The sequence below is a fragment of the Pseudomonas sp. RT6P73 genome (assembly GCF_054897715.1).
In genome coordinates, this window is sequence record NZ_JBUBUV010000002.1 from 5,534,291 (window position 1) to 5,553,485 (window position 19,195).

The window sequence follows — 19,195 nt, forward strand, 5'->3', positions numbered from 1 at the left end:
TCCAGATGCACATGTTCAAAGGCTCTTTGCCCGCTCATGGCGCAGTCGCCAGGGACATTTCATAACTGCGCAAGGCGCGTCCATAGTCCACTTGCGCGTTGTAATACTCGAGCCAGAACGCCAGCGGGCTGTCATAACGATCGCGACATACCACTGCGATGCCGACAGGTTGAGCAGCTCCCATATCTGCAACTCGCCGAGAAGCAGCTGGCAAAAATCGTCATGGTCGACACGGATGCCGTAGGGATGACGCTTGATCGCCCCCGCGCCTTCGTCCGGCACCTCGACGAACTCGACCCTGGACACGTCCAGCAACCATTGTTGGCCGACGCCGTCGTCCCGGGTCAATTGCAGCACCGCACGGCACGGGCCAACGGGGCGCCCTAGGTAGTTGCTCTGGGTCATCAGCGCTTGGCCGTAGCGGGTAATCAGCCAGGTCCTGGCCATTTCATCGAGATGGGCCTTGATCCGCTGTGTGTCGAGCGAGACCGTTCGGCGTCGCCCTTTCGCCGGACGGGGCCCTGCCTGTTCCTCGGATGCGCAGATCCAGTCCGTCGGTTCACCAGGCCGTGCCGGCGCCACGTCGAAGCTTTCGCCGGGTGTCAGTGAGTGCACCGCCCGCAACAACGACAGTTCGCTGCAGATCTGCGCCAGTTCGAGGTTCGACCAGGGGTGATGCATCTTGCCAAAGGGATCGCGATAACCATTGCCCGCGAGGATCAGGGTTGGCACCTGGTTCAGTCGGCGCATCGGCTTGTGTACGATTTCGTCCAGCAGACGCAAGCCGGACACCCGGGTGTAGCGTTGGTCGGGCACCGGCAACAGGTTGTCCAGGCCGATCGGCCCTTGCGCCCCGCTGCCCTGGAAATTATTGGTCATCACCATGACCTGGGGCCAGGCAACGGCTCCATTATTGACATCGGTAAAGTAGGCGTCGGCGATGCGGGTATCGGACTGGATGAACAGCGCCTCGCGGCCCTGATGCTCGATATGCAGCGACGCTACCCGGCTGTCCCAGAACAGTACCTCGGTGCAGGGCATGTAGAAGCGCAGGCTCAGCGAGCCGATGACGAACTCGGCCTGAGTGTCGACCCGCCGCACCTCGTAACCGCAGGCGCGGACAATCGCCTCGGCCGCGCCGGGAAACAGTTCCGGGACATAGACCACTTTGCACTTGAGCAAATGCCCGTAGTCCGACGACAGGCGGCGCAAGGAGGCCGGGTGAAAGTGCTGTAGGTGTTCGGTGGTCAAGACAATTCCATCCACCGGCGGCATGCGCTGCAGATCGACGTTGCGCGCCGGGACTATCGCGAACTGCCGGTCGGCATCGGAACCGAAGCCACGACCCAGCACCGGGTCGATCAACACATGGCTATCGCCAGCCTGCAGCGACCAGCTTTCGTGGCCAATCATCGTCAGCTTCATGGGCACACCTCCAGGTTCCGCATGCTGCGTCCGATGATTTTCGCCAATAACTCAGGGCTGCCGTTCTCGCCGTAGTAGCTGTAGAAGAACGGGATCAGGCCGTCGAAGATTCCGCTCTCGAACCAGGACTGGACCGAAACGCCCACGATGTCCCAGATCTGCACGTCCCCCTCGACCATGCCGATGAAGTCCACCAGGGGCAGGCATACGCCAAAGGGATACTGCGCCACCAGCGATTCGAACTGGTTGTGCGCCTCAGCCTCGAACTGGCCGCTGATCAGGTTCAGCGCATAGCTGTCCTGACGCCCTAGGGCATGCGAGACAAAACTGAAAACGATTCTTTTCGGTCCGAGCTTGCGACCCTTGTAATGGGACATCGCCAACACCTTGCGCCCGGTGCTAAACAGCATCAGGCTTTTTGCCAGGCGCTGCAGCTCGGCTTGCGCGCGTCGCAGGAGCTCTTCATACGCCTCGGTGTCCTGCACGTCCGGGCGCACCGAAGCGACCACCTCGACGGTCTTGCGCGCCTCGATGAACTGATCCAGCTCCCCGATCAGCAAATTGTGCTGCACCTTGTCCAGCTGGACCCAGTCGATAACCGCTTGAGGCCCGGGACCAGGGTCCAGCGCAAAGGCTTCGCCTGGCAGCAGGCCGACAATATTGGTGTCCAAGCTGAGCCGATTGGCCAACCGGCTCAATGTCGGCTGGTCGGAAAACGGGAACGCGGCGAACCCGCCTAGGCGCTTGATGAACCCGCCGCCGCAAAGGGCTATGTTCGCGGGCTGCACCGGAAAATCGTCCATGTAGCTGGTCAGCACGGCGCTCAGCACACCGATCCCCAGCGGTCCGACCTTACGGTTGCTGTCACTCCCGTTCTTGCCCCAGTTTTCCAGGGACTGAAAGGCTCCCGGAGGCGATACCCTGGAGTTGTTCGAGACGATCACCAGCTTGGGCGGTGCCAGTCGTCCTTCGACGATATCGGTCTTGAACACTTCGGACACCAGAGCGTCCACGGCAATGAAGAGGCCACTGCTCGGCTGCTCGACCTCCTCGATATGCACCTGGGTGACCCGGCTTTCCCAGAGGGCGGTCTTCGGATCCGCCGGGTAGAAGCGCAGGCTCAAGTCGCCGACCCGCATCGGCTCGGTGTCGTTGACTTGCGTAAGGGTGAACCCTAGGTCGCGGATGCATTGTTTGACCGGCTCGACAATGGTCGCCCCTACCACGAACCGGGCGGAACGTGGCAACAGGTTCAGCGACGGGATATCGAAATGATCGGAATGTTCGTGACTGAGGAAAATCAGGTCTACATCGGATAGTGCGGTGGCATCGACAGTACGCGGCGGATAGATCTCGATCCGGTGTTCGTCGACCAGACCGAAGTCTTCACATAACAGCGGGTCAATCAGAATCCTGGTGCTTCCATGTTCCACAAGCCACGTTTGATGGCCGATAAAGATCGCCCTCATGTCCACCTCCCTGGATGACAACTGAATACTCATTACCCCAAAAGTGAAAAAGCAAGAAAGTCCTTTCTTGCTTTTTCGGGGTCAGTTTAACGGGGGTACCCGCAGCTCGCCTCCTTGGTTTCGCAAACACGGGTCGTGGACTTCTTGATGGCGCCGCTCAAGACCTGCAACTCTTCCTTGCTGAAGAGTACTTTTTCGCTGTCTTGATGGTTGGGCGCGGTAGCACCCTGCTGGATCTTCTGGTTCATGACTTGCTCCTTGTCTAGCTGTTTGCAAGTACGCCAAAAGCGTAATGGCGTCCTGTCTCGAACCAATCTAACCGACGAAGCCGATTTTGCAAGAAAGAAAAATGCCCGGGAAAGTGACACAACGGCGGTTTTAGGCTTTGAGCAAACTTTTGATACAAAACATCTGGAAGCCACCGGCCAGCCTGTCAGTCCTTTGTGCGACTTGCGGGATGGCTCACCGAAGCGAGCGCTCGCACCGCCCTAGCCGGGGTGATGTTCTTCAACCGCCTTGGTGAAATCAGGGGTCGGAGCTTCAAACAGTCTGGTTTACGTCATACGCTGTTTAATCTAGGAGGTACTGGCAGAAACGGCCTGGCGCGAGCGTGACGACAGACGACTGGCGCGCCCTGTCGCCACTGATCTATCACCACGTGAACCCATACGGTCGTATTGAGCTCGACATGGGCAGACGGCTTGCTCTCATCGCGTGAGCGCTCAAAAACGAAGGTTTTCAAGAGACTAAGCCAGGACGCAAGAGGCGTACGAAAACCCAAAGGTCAGGGACGGTCACGCTGAGTTCGTCCAGGCGCGCACACAGGTGCCATGGCGCAGCATGCGGGGGATGCGCAACCGCATTGCTCACGGTTACTTCGATATCAACCTGGATGTCGGGTGGGATACAGCGAACACGGCGTTACCGGAGTTATTGACGCAGCTCTCCATCCTTCTTCAGAAGCCGACGAAAAAAACAACCTACCCACAAGAGATACGCCATGTTAGTCGGCTACAGGTGCACGCGAAGCTGGCAACGGCTTGGTCTGAAGCCACCGGGACAATGAAGTCCTTCGAAAGAGAAGGAAGCGCTGCGAGGTTCTTCTAACCGCACGAGCATCCTGTGGCGAGGACGCTTGGCTGAATAATAGGACCACCATTAGTGAATGTTGATAAACCTCGTTATTTTTAGCAAGCCAAAGATGCTGACAGGCTTGGACCAGAAGGTGAGTGGTGAGATGCTCGATTACGCACTGCGGGTACAGGGTCATGTAACTGGTGTGCATATTTCTGCCCGGAACATCGGGCAAGCAGACTGCAAGGAAGGCTGATGGAGGTGTGGGTTGAGGATTGAGGAAAAAGCCAATGCAGCCCTGTATCTGGCGGAGGTGAAATAGCATCTCACGCGAAAGCGGGCAGACGTCCTCAGGGTCGCTCTTCATAAGAGAGTTTCCAGAACCATCTAAACGGAAGGAGGCCAAATGAGCGCAGCAATTAACTACGGGAATTAGCGAGCCGTAAAACAACTGCGAAAACTAAAAATCAAAAGGAGTTGGACTTATGCAAAAACAGTGTACAGACGACAATAGCTATAACCCTATTTCAAATGATATGCACAATTGTAAATCAATCCTTTTGGCCAACGAATTATTTGAATCTCGAGCCCGCTCACATCCAGACACCATTGCCATTGAGCATAACGGTGTTTACGTGAGTTACGAAAATCTGAACAAACAGTCTGATGACTTGATGCGCTATTTACTTAGTATTGGCGTCAAGAAAGGAATACACATTGCAATATTACTAGACAGATCTGTGGCTTTTATTGTGGCCCAACTCGCCATCCTAAAGTGCGGCGCAGTGTATGTACCGTTGGACAGCAATGCCCCTCAAAAGCGACAGCAGTGGATACTTCATGATAGCCAAGCGCAATTTGTATTGACTCTGCAAAAGCTGGATCTGCCTGAGCTTGGCACTATTCAACGGGTGGATATCGATAAGTTTGGGGATGTAGACGTGGCCGAACACCACTCACCTCAAATTCGAGCGGGCCGGCCTGGCTCCTTACCTGCTTGTATCATGTATACCTCTGGCTCAACCGGGGAGCCTAAAGGCGTTATTGTCACGCATGCCGGAATAATAAATCTGGTGCTGACAAATGGTTATGCCGACTTTCAAAAAACTGATCGTATTGCGTTTGCATCTAATCCGGCGTTCGATGCCAGCACGTTGGAAATCTGGAGTGCCCTGCTGAACGGCGCGCGCGTGGTGATCGTTGATTATGAGATATCGTTGGACTCTTCGAAACTAGCGGGACTGCTCACGAACGCTCAAGTAACCGTCCTGTTTCTAACCACCACCCTTTTCAATCAGCATGCCTCCCTGATTGCCTTGGAACTCTCGCGCTTACGCATCTTGTTGTGCGGAGGGGATCATGCCAGTCCTTCTGCCTTTAGACGGATACTTTCCCATAACTCCTCCTTGTGCCTGCTCAATGGCTATGGCCCCACAGAAACAACGACGTTCGCCTCGACCTATCGGGCGATTGATGTGCCGCAAGACGCGCGTCGCATCCCTATTGGCAAGCCAATAGCCAACACACACATCCACATCCTCGACAGTGACCTGCAGCCTGTTCCTGTAGGTGTCGTCGGTGAGATTTACATTGGCGGGGCTGGCGTGGCAGCAGGGTACTTTAATCGTCCGCAATTGACGGCCGCCTGCTTCATTCCAGATCCATTCAGCGGCCATATAGGCGCTACCTTATATAGAAGTGGTGATCAAGGACGCTATCGAAAGGACGGTAATATTGAATGCCTTGGCCGCAACGACAATCAAATTAAAATTCGCGGCTTCCGGGTCGAACTGGGTGAAATCGAAGCAATTTTGACCCGCCATGAATTAGTCCGCGAAGCCGCCGTGACAGCGTCTGCCGACAGCTCGGGAGCTCTACACCTGGTGGCCTACTATACGCCGCAAATAAAGCCGGCCGTCGACGCCTCTACGCTGCGAATGTATTTGCGAAGCATTTTGCCAGACTACATGCGCCCCGCGGCTTATGTGCCACTGGAGCATTTGCCGATGACACCCAACGGGAAACTCGATCGCAAAGTGCTACCCGTCCCTGATATCAACGCTTATTCCAGGCGACATTATGAAGCTCCGCAAGGAAAGTTGGAATGCACGCTCGCTCGGATCTGGTGCGAAATACTCGACCTTGAACAGGTCGGTCGCCACGATCATTTCTTTGAACTGGGCGGCCATTCCTTACAGGCTATTCGCGTCCTCACCCGGCTGCGCCAGTGCTTGAGTTTTGAGCTGAGTCTGGCTGATTTTTTTGCCTATCCCCAATTGAATGCACTGGCGCTAGCCGCATCCAAAGCCCGTCGCATGCGGTTGCCCGACATCCTTCCGGCGCCGCGCCTATCCCCTCTTCCTCTCTCGTTTGCCCAACAACGTTTATGGTTCCTCGCCCATCTAGACGGCGGCAGTCAGGCTTATCATGTAGCAGAAAGCTGGCATATCATGGGTGACCTGAACAGACAGGCGCTGCAACAAGCCTTTACGGCGCTGATCCTGCGCCACGAGGCATTGCGTACGACTTTTGCGCTGGGGGCGAGCGGGCCAATTCAATGTATCGCCGCAGAGGACGTAAGATTTGACCTCGCCTACCTGAATTTAAGCGCCTGCCCAGACGTTGATTCCGAACTAAAAAGTGTGAGCACAGAGGAGTCTCTTGCGCCCTTTGATCTGGAACAAGGGCCACTGATCCGCGGGCGGCTGGTTCATATGGATCAGCAGAACCATGTCTTGTTGCTAACGCTGCATCATATCGTCTGTGACGGCTGGTCACTGGCGGTGCTAAGGCAGGAACTGGAAGCGCTCTACAGCGCTTTTCAGCAAGATCGAAACCCAACCTTAAAGGTCTTGCCGTTTCACTACGCCGACTATGCGGTGTGGCAGCGCAGGTGGTTAAGTCCAGACATCTTGCAGGAGCAATCTGCCTATTGGCAGCGCACGCTGATTCATGCACCGGCCTTGTTAACACTGCCGACCGATCGTGCCCGACTGTCTGAACGCCATTATTCAGGCGAGGCTATCGGTATCGAGCTCGATGCCACCTTGACTGCCGGACTGAAAGCTCTCAGCCAACGGCATGGCACCACCTTATACATGACGGTGCTGGCTGCCTGGGCGAGTTTGTTAACTCGCCTATCAGGGCAAGATGAGGTGGTCATTGGTTCGCCAGTGGCAAACCGGACACACCCTGAGCTGGACAACCTGATCGGCTTTTTTGCCAATACCTTAGCCATTCGTGTCAAGGTGCCGCCAGCACTATGTTCGAACGAGTTATTAGAGCAGGTAAAAAGCCAAACACTCAGCGCCCATGCGCATCAGGACGTGCCCTTTGAGAAGGTCATCGAGTCACTGAACCCGACGCGCAGCTCTTCGTACCACCCTGTATTTCAAGTCATGCTTGCATGGCAAAACACACAAGCGGTGGAGCTGCAACTCGAAGGACTGGATGTTCGCCGATTGAAAGTGGCGAACCACACGGCCAAGTTCGATCTGCTACTGGACCTGCGTGAGGCGGAAGGCAGAATCTCTGGCACGTTAGAGTACGCCACCGCCTTATTTGACCAGAACACCATACAGCGCCATGTGGACTACCTCAAACGCATCCTTCAAGGGATGCTTGACGACGAAGGTGGCCGTCTCGATCAGATCGCACTGCTGGAGGGTACCGAGCACCGTCAGTTATTCAGTGCTAACGATACGCCCGAGCAAAACCAGCAATGTCCGCCTCAGCCATCCGCTGACGAAATCTCGGGGGTTCATCACCTGTTTGAGCGCCAGGTGATGGCGCAGCCGAACAGTGTCGCCGTTTCCTACGAAGAGCATCAGTTGAGCTATGGTGAATTGAATGCCAAGGCGAACCAGGTCGCCCATCACCTGCTCGCCATCGGTATTGCTCCGGGCGACAGGGTGGCGGTGTACATCGATCGCGGCCTAGAGATGGTAATAGCCTTGTTGGGTATTTTGAAAGCCGGCGCAGCCTATGTCCCCCTGGACCCGGATTATCCCATTGAACGCCTGATGTACATGCTGCAAGACAGCTGCCCGGTGGCGCTGCTGACGCAGCGACGGCTGCAGGACACGCTGCCTCCTCCGCCAATGCCCGTGTTGCTGCTGGATATTGAGGCCGGACACATTCCTTCCCTTGCCCATCACCCCACCCACAATCCACAGCCGCAACGGCCAGGATTAGCTCCACCATATTCTGCCTATGTAATCTATACCTCCGGCTCAACCGGGCAACCGAAGGGGGTGGTAATGCCCCATGCGCCACTGCTCAACTTATTACAGTGGCAAGCCACTCAGACGCAAAATGACGTCACCGGGCCGACGTTGCAGTTTGCAGCTCTCGGGTTTGACGTAGCGTTCCAGGAAATCTTCAGTACCCTGAGCGTCGGCGCCGAGCTGATCTTGATTCCTAACGAAACCAGACTCGATAGTCGGGCATTATTTCAGCGTATTTGCGCCTCGCGTATTGAACGCCTTTTCTTGCCTTGTATCGTTCTGCAAATGCTGGCTGAAACAGTGACGAACGATGCCCAAGGGGATCTGGCGGCATTGACGTGTCACTTGAAAGACATCTTCACTTCTGGAGAGTCGCTGCGGATTACTCCGCACATCCGGGCTTTTTTCATGAAGATGAAAACCTGCAGATTGCATAACCACTATGGTCCTACCGAGTCGCATGTTACGACCTCGTTGACCCTACCCGATGCCATCGACACATGGCCTGACCTGCCCGCTATTGGCAAGCCCATCCCCGATACACTGATCTACATCCTGAACAACGCATTGCAGCCTGTGCCCGTCGGGGTCATCGGCGAAATCTATATTGCCGGCGCCGCTTTATCGCATGGCTATTTGCATCAGCCCGCATTGACGGCCTCGCGCTTTTTGACAGATCCGTTTGCGACCGAAGTGGATGCCCGAATGTATAAAAGCGGGGATCTGGGACGGTATGCCCCAGATGGCAATATCGAGTGCCTGGGACGCGTTGATGAACAGATCAAGATTCGTGGTTTTCGGGTTGAACCCGGTGAAGTGGCAGCACAATTAAATACTCACGAGGCGGTACGTGAGGCCGCCGTTGTAGTGGTGAATGACGCTTCGGCCGGAGCAAAACAGTTGGTGGCCTATTACACGACCCACTTGAAGTCGGCTGTCGATGCCAAAGCATTGCGCATGTATTTACAAAGCCTGCTGCCGGACTACATGGTACCGGCCGCCTATGTCCGGCTGGATCAACTGCCGCTCACCCCCAATGGCAAGCTCAACCGTCAGGGCTTGCCTGCGCCTGGGAGTGAAGCTTTTATCCATGCTGAATACCACGCGCCACAAGGACCGCTGGAATGTGCGGTGGCAAAAATTTGGAGCGAGATATTAGGTCAAAGTATCGTTGGCCGTCACGACAGCTTCTTTGAACTGGGCGGGCATTCCGTGGTAGCTGTCCGTACCGTGGCGCGTATCAATGAGGTCTTGCGCACAAATTTGCAGGTAAAAGATTTGTTCGTGGCCCCAACCTTGCTGCAGTTCACTCGGCGTATTGAGCTCGGTGCCGCGACTGAAGCCTACGTTAACGCCAACGTCGCTGTTTTGGACGCCAATATCCAATTGGCACCACATAGCCCGCTCCCCAAACATCAAAAGGTCATCTTGTTGACAGGTGCGACCGGGTTTATTGGCCGATTCCTCTTACGCTCTTTGCTGGATACAACCGACGCCCGTATTTATTGCCTCGTCCGAGCCAGTCAAACCGAAAGTGCCGACCAGCGGCTAAGCCAGGTTATGCAGCACTGGCAACTATGGAAGGAAACCGATAGTGCTCGTATCAGCGTCATCGAGGGCGACCTGCGACAACCTTTAGCAGGTATGGACCAAAAGACGGCGGCCCGACTGCAGACAGAAGTTGATGCTGTTTATCACAATGCGACGAGCATGAATCACCTTGAATCTTTTGAAATGGCACGTGCAACAAACGCTGATGGAACGCAAACACTTTTGCGGTTTTGTGTGACAGGAAAAGCCAAACAATTCAATTACATTTCCACTCAAGGCATTTTTTCCTCTCGAGGCCGAACAGGACACCACGTAATTGACGAGCACTCCTCCATTGCCGAGGAAAAGCACTTGCTTTCAGAGGGTTATGTCGCCAGTAAATGGGCGGGAGAGCTCCTGGTTCAACAGGCCTGTTCCCGAGGTATTCCCTGCAACGTATTCCGGTTGGGTTTGGTGGCGGCCGATACGCAACACGGACGCTATGATGAAGCACAATCTTTCTATCGGATGCTGAAAAGTTGCATTTTGATGGGCGTCGCATTCGATAACGCTAAAAAGTTTTCTTTTGCTCCGGTCGACTTTATCGCCCAAGCCATCGCCTGTCTCGGTGAACGATCAATGGGATCCAGCCACACCTTTCATCCTCCGTCCATGAACGAAACATCCTTGGCCGAGTGCTTTGCATTCTACAATCGCCTTGCGCCAGTGCCGATGGACATCCTGCCGTATGACGAATGGCTGAAGGTGTTGAAATTGCATGAGGACCGTTGCGATGCAATGCCGATCACACCGCTCCTTGAACTACGAACAGAAGCACAAATTGTCTCCGCACAGGATGCACTCCAACACGCAGAGCCCACTATCGTGTTTGATTGTTCGCAAACTGAAAAAAAACTGATGGATGCCGGTCTTCCCACTCCATTTTTTGACATAGAAATGTTTGAAACATATGTGCGAGGGCTATGAAACTAGCCTGTCCTTACGCCGCATTCGCTAACGATTAATTACGGCGTTCAGGTATCGCCTTGTCGTCTTCGGTTCTTCACGCTCAATCAGGTGCGCACTTGCAAGAAGCAGTTCGTTGATTACGCCGGCCAGACCGTATCAGTTATTGATAGGCGAACCGGCGAGATCCGCCAGACCCAGATCTTCGTCGCCGTCCTCGGCGCGGCTACACCTTCGCCGAGGCCACCTGGTCGCAAAAACTGCCGGACTGGTCGGGCTCGCACGCGCGCTGCTCCGCCTTTCTCGGCGGCACATCGCAGATTCTGGTGCCGGACAATCTGCGCAGCGGCGTCACTAAGGCGCATCGCTACGAGCCGGACATCAACCCTAGTTACCGCGATCTGGCCGAGCATTACGGCATCGCAGTATTGCCTGCACGTTCCCGCAAACCCAAGGACAAAAGCCAAGGCGAAGTTGGCGTTAAGGTGGTCGAACGCTGGATCCTGGCGGTGCTGCGCCACCGCCAGTTATTCTCCTAGGGCGAACTCAACACAGCAATCACACTGCTGCTGGATCGCCTCAATGACAAACCCTTCAAAAGCTTCCCCGCTCACGTCGGTCAGCCTTCGAGGGTATTGACCAACGCGCGCTGCAACCGCTGCCGGAACCGCCCCCCAGGTGGTGTACAGCGCCCAGCTCGGCTCGGACATCGGCGACTGGGATTTCAACTGGGTGTGCCTCGAGGACGAAGACGGCATCCTGTACGCCGTGTCCTGCGTGCCGCTGCAGCAAAAGCGCCGAAACATCCCGCCGCTGCAGATCGGTAACAACCTGCCCCCCCTGGTGGCCTTCGACGGTGCCCAGGCACTGACCGCCATCACCATCGATGCCAGCACCTGGCAACACGACTTCACTGTGCGTCTGGCCGGCATCGATGAGCGCGCACGCGAGTACCACCGTGACCTGTACGGCCGTGCCTGTTTTTTCGGTGAGGCGTTGCGCCTGAGCTATGACGGCAGCCGCTTTATGCTGAGTCCCGGTATTGCCTACATCGAAGGGCTGCGGGTGAATGCCCGAGCTGTAAGCCGTCCCCATTCATGTCACTGAAGGGCAACTCCACTTGGACGTATGCCTGCAAAGGGAGCTGAGTGACCGGGTCGTGAGCTGGACAGTGGCCATGGGCGAACCGAGCGACTACATCGACGCCGCTGGCCAACGGCACTACTGTGTGCCCATTGCCAACGTATCGACGATGACCCAGGTGGATCTGCGCGTGGTGGAACCGATTGCCGCGCCGGTGATTGAGCACCTCGCGGCCCGGACGGGCGATTACGCCTATCTGCGCCCCCGGGGCACCACTATTTCCACGGATTGATCGTCTTCAACACCGACACCCGCGCGCCGCTGCCCCTGACCGGCGTCGGAGCGATTCCGCACGACTACACCACCCAGCGTCCGGAACCGGACCAGTTGTGGAAAAGAGGCCGCTGGGCTGACCTATTGGGTCTTTGAAGCAATCGCCGCATCCGGGCGTTTAAAGACGGGAGCTAGAAGGTGCCTTATGGGGGGTGGCGTCACTTGCTGGTGATGACTGGCCGGGCGCCACCGGACGTTATCCCGGTGTTAGCTTTTATGGCGTAGACAATGGCGGAGCATGGGGTTGGGGCAGTAATGGAAACCCATCCATAACCAAGCGTCGTGATTGCGCCTTGGGTGTAGCCCCCCGCAAGTCGCTACAGGTAGGTTTCAATCCCTTCGTAGTCGCGGCCCTGATATGATAATTGTGATAATATGAATACACGTACTACACAGGAGGCAACATATGACTACATCCATTCGCTTAGCCCCCGAAATCGAGCAGCGCCTAAATTTTTTGTCGACAAGTACCGGGCGTACCAAAGCCTATTATTTGCGTGAAATCATTGATCATGGCCTGACCGATCTTGAGGATTACTACCTCGCGGCTGATGTCTTGGAGCGTGTCCGTAAAAACCAAGAGACAGTTCATTCCGCGGCGGACGTAAGGAAAGACCTTGGTCTGGACGATTGAGTACACCAATACAGCTAAAACCCAATTGCGCCGCCTCGATAAACAGTCCGCCAAACGCGTCCTTGATTTCATGGATGAACGAATTGCTGGTCGAGAAGATCCGCGCACGACGGGCAAGGCATTGACGGGCCTATTGGGTGGGTTATGGCGTTATCGAGTTGGCGATTTTCGCGTCATCTGTGAGATCCAGGATGGAGCCTTGCGCATCCTGGTGGTGCAGTTGGGCAATCGCCGAGAAATTTACCGCTGAGGACCAGCGAAAGATGTATGTCAGCTCAGGGTCATCCTGTTTGGGATGTCTGTGATCTCTTACGCACGGCTCGCTTGAATCAACTGTATTACGAACGTCGGCTCGTGACGTTTGGACGCCGCAATTTTTGGGCTGAGGTTGCCGTTGCGAGAACCTCCTCGACCTCTTGGATCGCAGGTTTGCTTTTTGGAAAACAACGGCAGGTCAGCCGTACTGGCAGTTTTTTCTCGCCATTGTTGCGGTAGTTGGGGTCGCTTCAGTAAACGGACTTTAAAGTACGTTAAGCCCATTTCAATCGCCGCAGAAGCCTGAATTTCCCCCGCTCCGACCTTCGCATTGCGACGCCAGACGTAAACGCCTATCAGATTGATATGCTCCCAACTCGGCCCAGTGGGATCGAAGCAACAATTTGACGACATTTAGACTTCCCGTCACCGTCCAAACGATCGTCCCTTTCCTGTAGGTTTACCCCACTCACTCATGGAAAGGCGTGCCGTGGTGCATTCGTGGAATGATCCAGATCCTCGGGACTGGCCGGCTCTTGCCGTTGAAATAATCGCTTGGCTGCCTGGCATGACCGAAACAGGTGGCATCGGGTTCTCGGCTCCGCAAGTGCAAGTTGATCGCTTTTGCAGGGCAGCATGTAGTGCGTCACGACGCAACCGCCCCCGACACACGCGAGCGAGCCTGCAACGACCATCGTGCAGCCATCTCATCGAAAATACCGAGCCCCCCGACTTTCATCAAGGAGCTGTATGACGAATCCCGCCCTTCACCGTAACACCCCGACGCTGCAGGTGTCCGATCCCAGCGGCTCGCCGGTGCGCAGCGTCGCCTATTACCGGCGCTGCTCCTCGGAGCAGCCGCAACCCCGCGTCACCGCGACTGCCACTCGGCGGGCGGGGCGGGTGAGTCAGCACTGGGACCCGCGGCTGTTTGCCCTGAGTGCGATCCCGAGCGCCGACACCGCCAACCTGTGCGGCGTGACCTCCCTGTCGGGTCGGCCGTTGTTGACCGAGAGTGTCGACGCTGGCTGGCAGTTGCATTTATGGGGCGCGTCGGGCGAGTTGCAGATGGCCTGGGATGGGCGGGGGACGCGTACGCGGCATACGAACGATGCGTTGTTAAGGCCTGTCGCCGTCTTCGAACAACGTCTGGACGCACCGGAGCACTGCATCGGCTTGACCACCTATGGCGATCAGACGCCCGAGGCGCGGGCGCACAATCAGTGCGGCCAGCCGGTGCGGGTGGACGATACCGCCGGGTGCCGTCAGCTCCACGGCTACAGTCTGCAGGGGGCCCCATTGGCCGAGACGCGGCGCTTTTTGCGGGAACTGACGTCCCCCGACTGGCCGCCTGCTGTCGAGGATCGGGAGGCCTTGCTCGAGCGTCAGCAGGCAACCACCCATTGGCGCCACGATGTGCTGGGCGCGTTGCGGCAGCAGACCGACGCTCAAGGTAATCGCCAATCCACCGACTACAACGTCGCCGGGCAGATCGTGAGCAGCCGCTTGCTACTGAAGGGGCAGACTGAAGCGACGACGGTGCTGCGCGACCTCGGCTACAACGCCTGGGGCCAGCTCACCACGGAAACCGCGGGCAACGGCGTCACCAGCACCGCCACCTACCGCCCCGATACCGGCGTCCTGCAACGACTGATGGCGCAGCGGGCCGATCACCGCTGTGTGCAAGACCTGCACTATGCTTACGACCCGATCGGCAATGTGCTGAGCATCAGCGATGCCAGTCAGTCGATCCGCTATTTTGCCAATGCGCGGATCGACCCGGTCACAACCTACACCTACGACAGCCTGTCGCAATTGATCGAGGCCACCGGGCGTGAAGTGGCCAGCAGCGGTCACGGCCCTGAGGTGCGGGTGTCAGCGGACCCCAGCCAGCTGGTCAACTACACGCAGCGCTATGCCTATGACGCGGCCGGTAACCTGCACACTCTGCAGCATCAAGGGGCACGACGTTACACGCGCCAGATGCAGGTCGCTGAACGCAGCAACCGCAGTCTGCAACAGAAAACGGGCGGTCCCTTGAGGGATGCACAAGAACTGAGCGCCGGTTTTGATGCCAACGGCAATGTGCAACAGCTGCAACCCGGGCAGGCGTTGTACTGGGACGGGCGTAATCAGCTGTGCCAGGTCACGCCAGTGGTCCGCGAGTCTGGGGCAGTCGACAGCGAACACTACGTGTATGACGGCGCGGGGCAACGGCTGCGTAAAGTGCGCGTCAGCCAGGCGAAGGCGCTACGCCACATCGCGCAAGTGCATTATCTGCCGGGGCTGGAGATCCGCGAAGACAGTGCCAGTGGCGAGACGCTGCATGTCATCAGCCTCCAGAGCCCGGGGCGCAGCAGCGTCCGGGTGTTGCACTGGGTGGCGGGCACTCCGCCAGGCGTGCGCAATAACCAACTGCGTTACGGCGTCGGTGACCACTTGGGCTCCAGCACCCTGGAGCTGGACCGCGAGGCCCGCCTGGTCAGCCAGGAGGGCTATTACCCGTACGGTGGCACCGCCTGGTGGGCGGCGAGCCAGCAAAGCGAAGTCAAGTACAAGACCGTGCGGTATTCTGGCAAAGAGCGCGATGCCACCGGCTTGTATTACTACGGGTTTCGTTATTACGCCCCGGGCTGGGGACGCTGGTTGAATCCGGATCCGGCCGGCACCGTGGATGGGTTAAATTTATTCGCGTTCGTGTCGAATAATCCAATTACATTACGAGATACTAACGGCCTGCAGAAGTTTGATTTCAACTTTATAATTCATGTTGGTGACGACTTCGAATCCAAAACCTATGCACAGCGTCTGTTCACCAAGTATAACGCGAACGGCAAAGCGATTTTAATTCATTGGGATCCTAGATCGACGCTAGAATCCACCGCTGATAATCCTTACCCCTCGCTACAATATGCAGACGGGGAGAAAAATTTCCCGAAGATAGGAGAACGTACGAGGTTATTCTTTGTGATGCATGGATCCGTTGGGCCAAAGGATCCGACTTTTGAGATTATGCCGGAATTATTAAAATTCAATTGGGTGGACTACAAAGGTAACGATCAGATAGCCGGGTTCCATGGGGGGCCGGAACATATAAAAATTCCAATAAACAAAGAGGGTGGTAAAGTACAATCCTTTGTGGGCGCAATAAAAAAGGCTCGCTTATTCGAAGCCTTGAAGTTTAGTGAAGGGGACAAAAACCTTGGTCGGATTAGCTTGGTTTCATGCAATCTTATTGCTCCAAATATTGACGGTGTGGACACCCCATATTCCGGCTTTGCCGAAAATCTTTTCAACGAATTAAATAAAGATGCACGGACGGAGGTAACTGCTCGGTTTGGAAAAGTTACTGTAGAACGAAGCCCGAATGGAATATCAAAGTATGTTTTGCAGCCTTGGATCGAAAGCCCCACACCGGTACGTGTTAAGTCCTTAGGAGCAAAAGGGAAGCATGTTTTTACACCGGACGAAAAAATGGATTGGGAGTGATGCTTCTTTACTCTGCACCAGCGTACACCAAACGATAGAGGAGATTTCTCCCCTCTCGTACTCTTATTTTCAGTGCCCGTCCGACATCCCGTCCTTGCCGCGAAACGAGTGAGTCAGCAGCCATTGCAGGCTGCTTTCCTATGTTGCCTTCGCCATACGTGCTTGCACCCTTCTTACCTGACGCTGGACATCGACCCAATCTGTATCTGCTAGCGCTTGAACCAATTGCCAAACCCACTCTGATCTGAAACTCCTATGGGTTCAGGCCGGAGCGCCCAACCGCCGATGCAGGCGAGCAATGCTTCATCTGCCAGGCAAAGAAAACACAGGGGGCAATGGGTGCTGGAGGCCGATATTCAAGGCTGTATCTACAACATCAGCCATGACTGGATGATCGCCAACGTTCCCACGGACCAAACGGAAGTGGTTCAAGGCGGGATTTGTTTATCCACACGAACTCTTCCCTACGGAATCTGCCCCCCCCCCACAAGGGAGAGTTTTGCTCCGAGGTATGCGGGATACCCCGACGTCGAGATTGTTCTCGTCATTTAGGTCATCGCCCCCCTCTGATGGGAGACTTCAGTCATGAGCCGAAAACCGCGGATCTGGCGTATTCGTCTGGCTTTTGAGCCAAATCGATTCTCTTGTGAAGCTCGAGAGGGTCTATGAGCAGCTAAAACCGACAGAAACGCGGACTTCCTTAGAGTTGTCAGTGCGGAGGTGCCCAGGAAGGGGTATTCAACCGCATACGGATCCACGTCAGTGGGTCGAGATATCCGTACCGGCAATCGTCAACGAAGGGTTATTTCAGTCGGTTCAAGAGCAACTTGCTGAGAATCGCAGAACGCGTCAGAGCCGTCATGGTGCTATTACCTACTTCAGGGTTTGACCGTTTGCGGCCATTGTCACTACGACTATTACGGTAAAAAGGCCAGCGCCGAGATTATGCCTATTATCGTTGCATTGGTACCGATGCCTACCGCTTTGGTGGCGAACGTGTCTGTGACAATCAGCAAATACGAACGGACCGGCTCGATGAACTTGTGCGCCCGAAAAGCTAAAGGATGAATATGAACGCCGGCTGGGTGCCCTCGAAGAAAAAGAAAAAATAGAACACGGATACTGCTGCGCTAGAACGACAACGATTGCAGCTGGATAAAGGCAAGTCGCGCGAACCCGACGACATGCGATTCCAAACCTTGTACACGTTCCGTTGCCGCTTCGGCTCGAACTGGGCAATGATTGCTCATCTATCCCAGCGGCCCCTCGATCGGCTTTCACTCGCTTGAAGGCCTCCCAAACTATCAGTTTGGAAATGCTGTACGACTTTCCTGCGCTCATGCCGCCCTTCCCGGCCCAAAGCCGGTTGACGACATAAGTGAGCTAGGCAACGCCATCCCTTCGCTCCCATTCTCATTACAAGAGCTTCATCACTACTACGAATGGCTCCGTCCTCGGCCTTTACATCGGTATTCTTTCTTGCGGTGATAGCCGCTTGTCATTTCCCTTTGCATCAAAGGCGAGGTTCTCATGCTCCATATCAATGCCTGTATTGAGTTCATGCCGCCTATACACCGTTTGCCATCCGGACGGTATGCAGATATCCTCCAGACTTGCTCCCAAGGCTACTTGCAAGCCTCGGTTTTGACAGCGCTTGAGCCCTTAACGATGCGTCTTCGGACGGGTTGCTTTCGCTCCTCTTCTCAATACATACCTGAGGCGGTTTATCAGCGCCTTTTCCACAGTCGCTCACCACCATGCCTTTTGAACGTAGCAGCACCGGGCGGTTTGAATCCAGCTCCTGCAGGGACTTCGGGAGGCCTACTCCCAGCATCACTGGCTTACGCCAGCGCTCGTGACACACGCAAATATTGGGCTTTGATGATTATTGGCCATCTCACCCCGCTACGCCCCTCTATCCGCTTCCTGTTCGTCAGGCCAGCATTTTGCCTGGGCTTCCTTCGGATTCGCGGTCACCCCCGCCTCTGACTAACACTTCCCCTTGTCGGGTGTGTAGCGGATTTTCATCTCCAAGTCACCAGCGAGGCCACAACAGCCAAGCTGGTTGCGCTCGCGCAAGGCGCCATGCCTGGCGCACGTGAAAAAAACCGGTTTGCACCGGGTTAAAAACGCGGAATTACCTTGAGGAAGATACGCACTAGATGTATCAGCGATGGGGCATGCTTTCCACAATGCATAAGACATGAACTGCCCCTTCTAGAGCGCCCTTAGATCGTTCCTCCATCCCCGCACCGACAAGTCCCGCACGGGGATAGTGTGCGAATTGTATACATCAGCTACAGGGGCTACCTGGCTGATTCGTCACAAAATATTCCTCAAGAACACATGACCTTTAAGTACTTACCTCTACCAGCAAACTGGATTGTGTTGCGCCTGATCGACCGGATCCACCACAGCTTCAGCCAACTGGGCCAGCAAGTTGACCAGTTGGGACTGTCGACCCAGCACCTCAGGGCCATGACCGTTGCTGCCCATTTCACGCCCGGCGGCCTCGATCAATTGCGACAAGCTCTTGCCGGCGCAGGTCGTAACCGGGTCAATCGGCAGATTGCCATTGGCTCCTGTCGTTTGGCGGCGATTTTACCCATATCAGTGTTTCAAGATTTTTCGTATAACACCTAGATTAGTAAATTTTCAGTGACATTTCTGAGACGCTACGATTGTGCCTTTCAACATCGACGGGGGCCGAG

At 55.7% G+C, this 19,195-nt stretch carries 10 protein-coding genes and 2 pseudogenes; 9 read left to right on the plus strand and 3 right to left on the minus strand.

Annotation, left to right across the window (positions count from 1 at the left end):
- Window positions 1-15: 15 nt before the first annotated feature.
- The 3 genes from ACYZT6_RS25630 to ACYZT6_RS25640 form a co-directional block, all read right to left on the minus strand.
- Window positions 16-1,425, minus strand: coding sequence for an MBL fold metallo-hydrolase (locus tag ACYZT6_RS25630; protein WP_462029127.1), 1,410 nt, complete (start codon window positions 1,423-1,425; stop codon window positions 16-18).
- On the minus strand, window positions 1,422-2,894 hold the full coding sequence (locus ACYZT6_RS25635) for an MBL fold metallo-hydrolase (RefSeq protein ID WP_462029128.1): 1,473 nt from the start codon (window positions 2,892-2,894) through the stop codon (window positions 1,422-1,424). The genes ACYZT6_RS25630 and ACYZT6_RS25635 overlap by 4 nt, the downstream gene beginning before the upstream one ends.
- Before the next feature lie 86 nt (window positions 2,895-2,980).
- A complete protein-coding gene (locus ACYZT6_RS25640) occupies window positions 2,981-3,142 on the minus strand; it encodes a hypothetical protein (RefSeq protein WP_462029129.1) in 162 nt (53 codons plus the stop codon).
- A gap of 562 nt (window positions 3,143-3,704) precedes the next feature.
- On the opposite strand from ACYZT6_RS25640, the pseudogene ACYZT6_RS25645 reads away from it, so the two are divergent.
- From ACYZT6_RS25645 to ACYZT6_RS25685, 9 genes and pseudogenes are all read left to right on the plus strand, one after another.
- Window positions 3,705-4,001: pseudogene (locus ACYZT6_RS25645) on the plus strand (HepT-like ribonuclease domain-containing protein); the annotation flags it as partial.
- Between the two features lie 452 nt (window positions 4,002-4,453).
- Window positions 4,454-10,711: a non-ribosomal peptide synthetase gene (locus tag ACYZT6_RS25650; RefSeq protein ID WP_462029130.1), complete on the plus strand. Its 6,258-nt coding sequence runs from the start codon at window positions 4,454-4,456 to the stop codon at window positions 10,709-10,711.
- 93 nt (window positions 10,712-10,804) lie between these two features.
- Window positions 10,805-11,363 (plus strand): annotated as a pseudogene (istA, locus tag ACYZT6_RS25655) (IS21 family transposase); the annotation flags it as partial.
- Between the two features lie 8 nt (window positions 11,364-11,371).
- Window positions 11,372-11,797 carry a phage tail-collar fiber domain-containing protein gene (locus ACYZT6_RS25660; protein ID WP_462029131.1) on the plus strand — a complete coding sequence of 142 codons (426 nt, stop codon included), beginning with the start codon at window positions 11,372-11,374 and terminating at the stop codon, window positions 11,795-11,797.
- Window positions 11,798-11,849: 52 nt separating this feature from the next.
- Complete coding sequence (locus ACYZT6_RS25665) at window positions 11,850-12,065, plus strand: hypothetical protein (protein WP_462029132.1); 216 nt, start codon at window positions 11,850-11,852, stop codon at window positions 12,063-12,065.
- A gap of 447 nt (window positions 12,066-12,512) precedes the next feature.
- The gene (gene relB / locus ACYZT6_RS25670; RefSeq protein WP_462029133.1) at window positions 12,513-12,740 is read left to right on the plus strand and encodes a type II toxin-antitoxin system RelB family antitoxin; all 228 of its coding nucleotides are present in this window, start codon (window positions 12,513-12,515) and stop codon (window positions 12,738-12,740) included.
- Window positions 12,724-12,990: a type II toxin-antitoxin system RelE family toxin gene (locus tag ACYZT6_RS25675; protein ID WP_462029134.1), complete on the plus strand. Its 267-nt coding sequence runs from the start codon at window positions 12,724-12,726 to the stop codon at window positions 12,988-12,990. Before relB ends, ACYZT6_RS25675 begins: the two co-directional genes overlap by 17 nt.
- 755 nt (window positions 12,991-13,745) lie before the next feature.
- Entirely contained in the window at window positions 13,746-16,484 is a 2,739-nt protein-coding gene (locus ACYZT6_RS25680) for an RHS repeat-associated core domain-containing protein (RefSeq protein ID WP_462029135.1), read from the plus strand.
- Window positions 16,485-18,830: 2,346 nt separating this feature from the next.
- Window positions 18,831-19,127, plus strand: coding sequence for a hypothetical protein (locus ACYZT6_RS25685; RefSeq protein ID WP_462029136.1), 297 nt, complete (start codon window positions 18,831-18,833; stop codon window positions 19,125-19,127).
- Window positions 19,128-19,195: the final 68 nt, after the last annotated feature.

What these genes read in the sequence shown, in the direction of transcription:
- ACYZT6_RS25630 (WP_462029127.1), bottom strand. Translation starts at nt 1,425, where the DNA reads ATGAAGCTGACGATGATTGGCCACGAAAGCTGGTCGCTGCAGGCTGGC.
- ACYZT6_RS25635 (WP_462029128.1), bottom strand. Translation starts at nt 2,894, where the DNA reads ATGAGGGCGATCTTTATCGGCCATCAAACGTGGCTTGTGGAACATGGA.
- ACYZT6_RS25640 (WP_462029129.1), bottom strand. Translation starts at nt 3,142, where the DNA reads ATGAACCAGAAGATCCAGCAGGGTGCTACCGCGCCCAACCATCAAGAC.
- ACYZT6_RS25650 (WP_462029130.1), top strand. Translation starts at nt 4,454, where the DNA reads ATGCAAAAACAGTGTACAGACGACAATAGCTATAACCCTATTTCAAAT.
- relB (WP_462029133.1), top strand. Translation starts at nt 12,513, where the DNA reads ATGACTACATCCATTCGCTTAGCCCCCGAAATCGAGCAGCGCCTAAAT.
- ACYZT6_RS25680 (WP_462029135.1), top strand. Translation starts at nt 13,746, where the DNA reads ATGACGAATCCCGCCCTTCACCGTAACACCCCGACGCTGCAGGTGTCC.
- ACYZT6_RS25685 (WP_462029136.1), top strand. Translation starts at nt 18,831, where the DNA reads ATGACCTTTAAGTACTTACCTCTACCAGCAAACTGGATTGTGTTGCGC.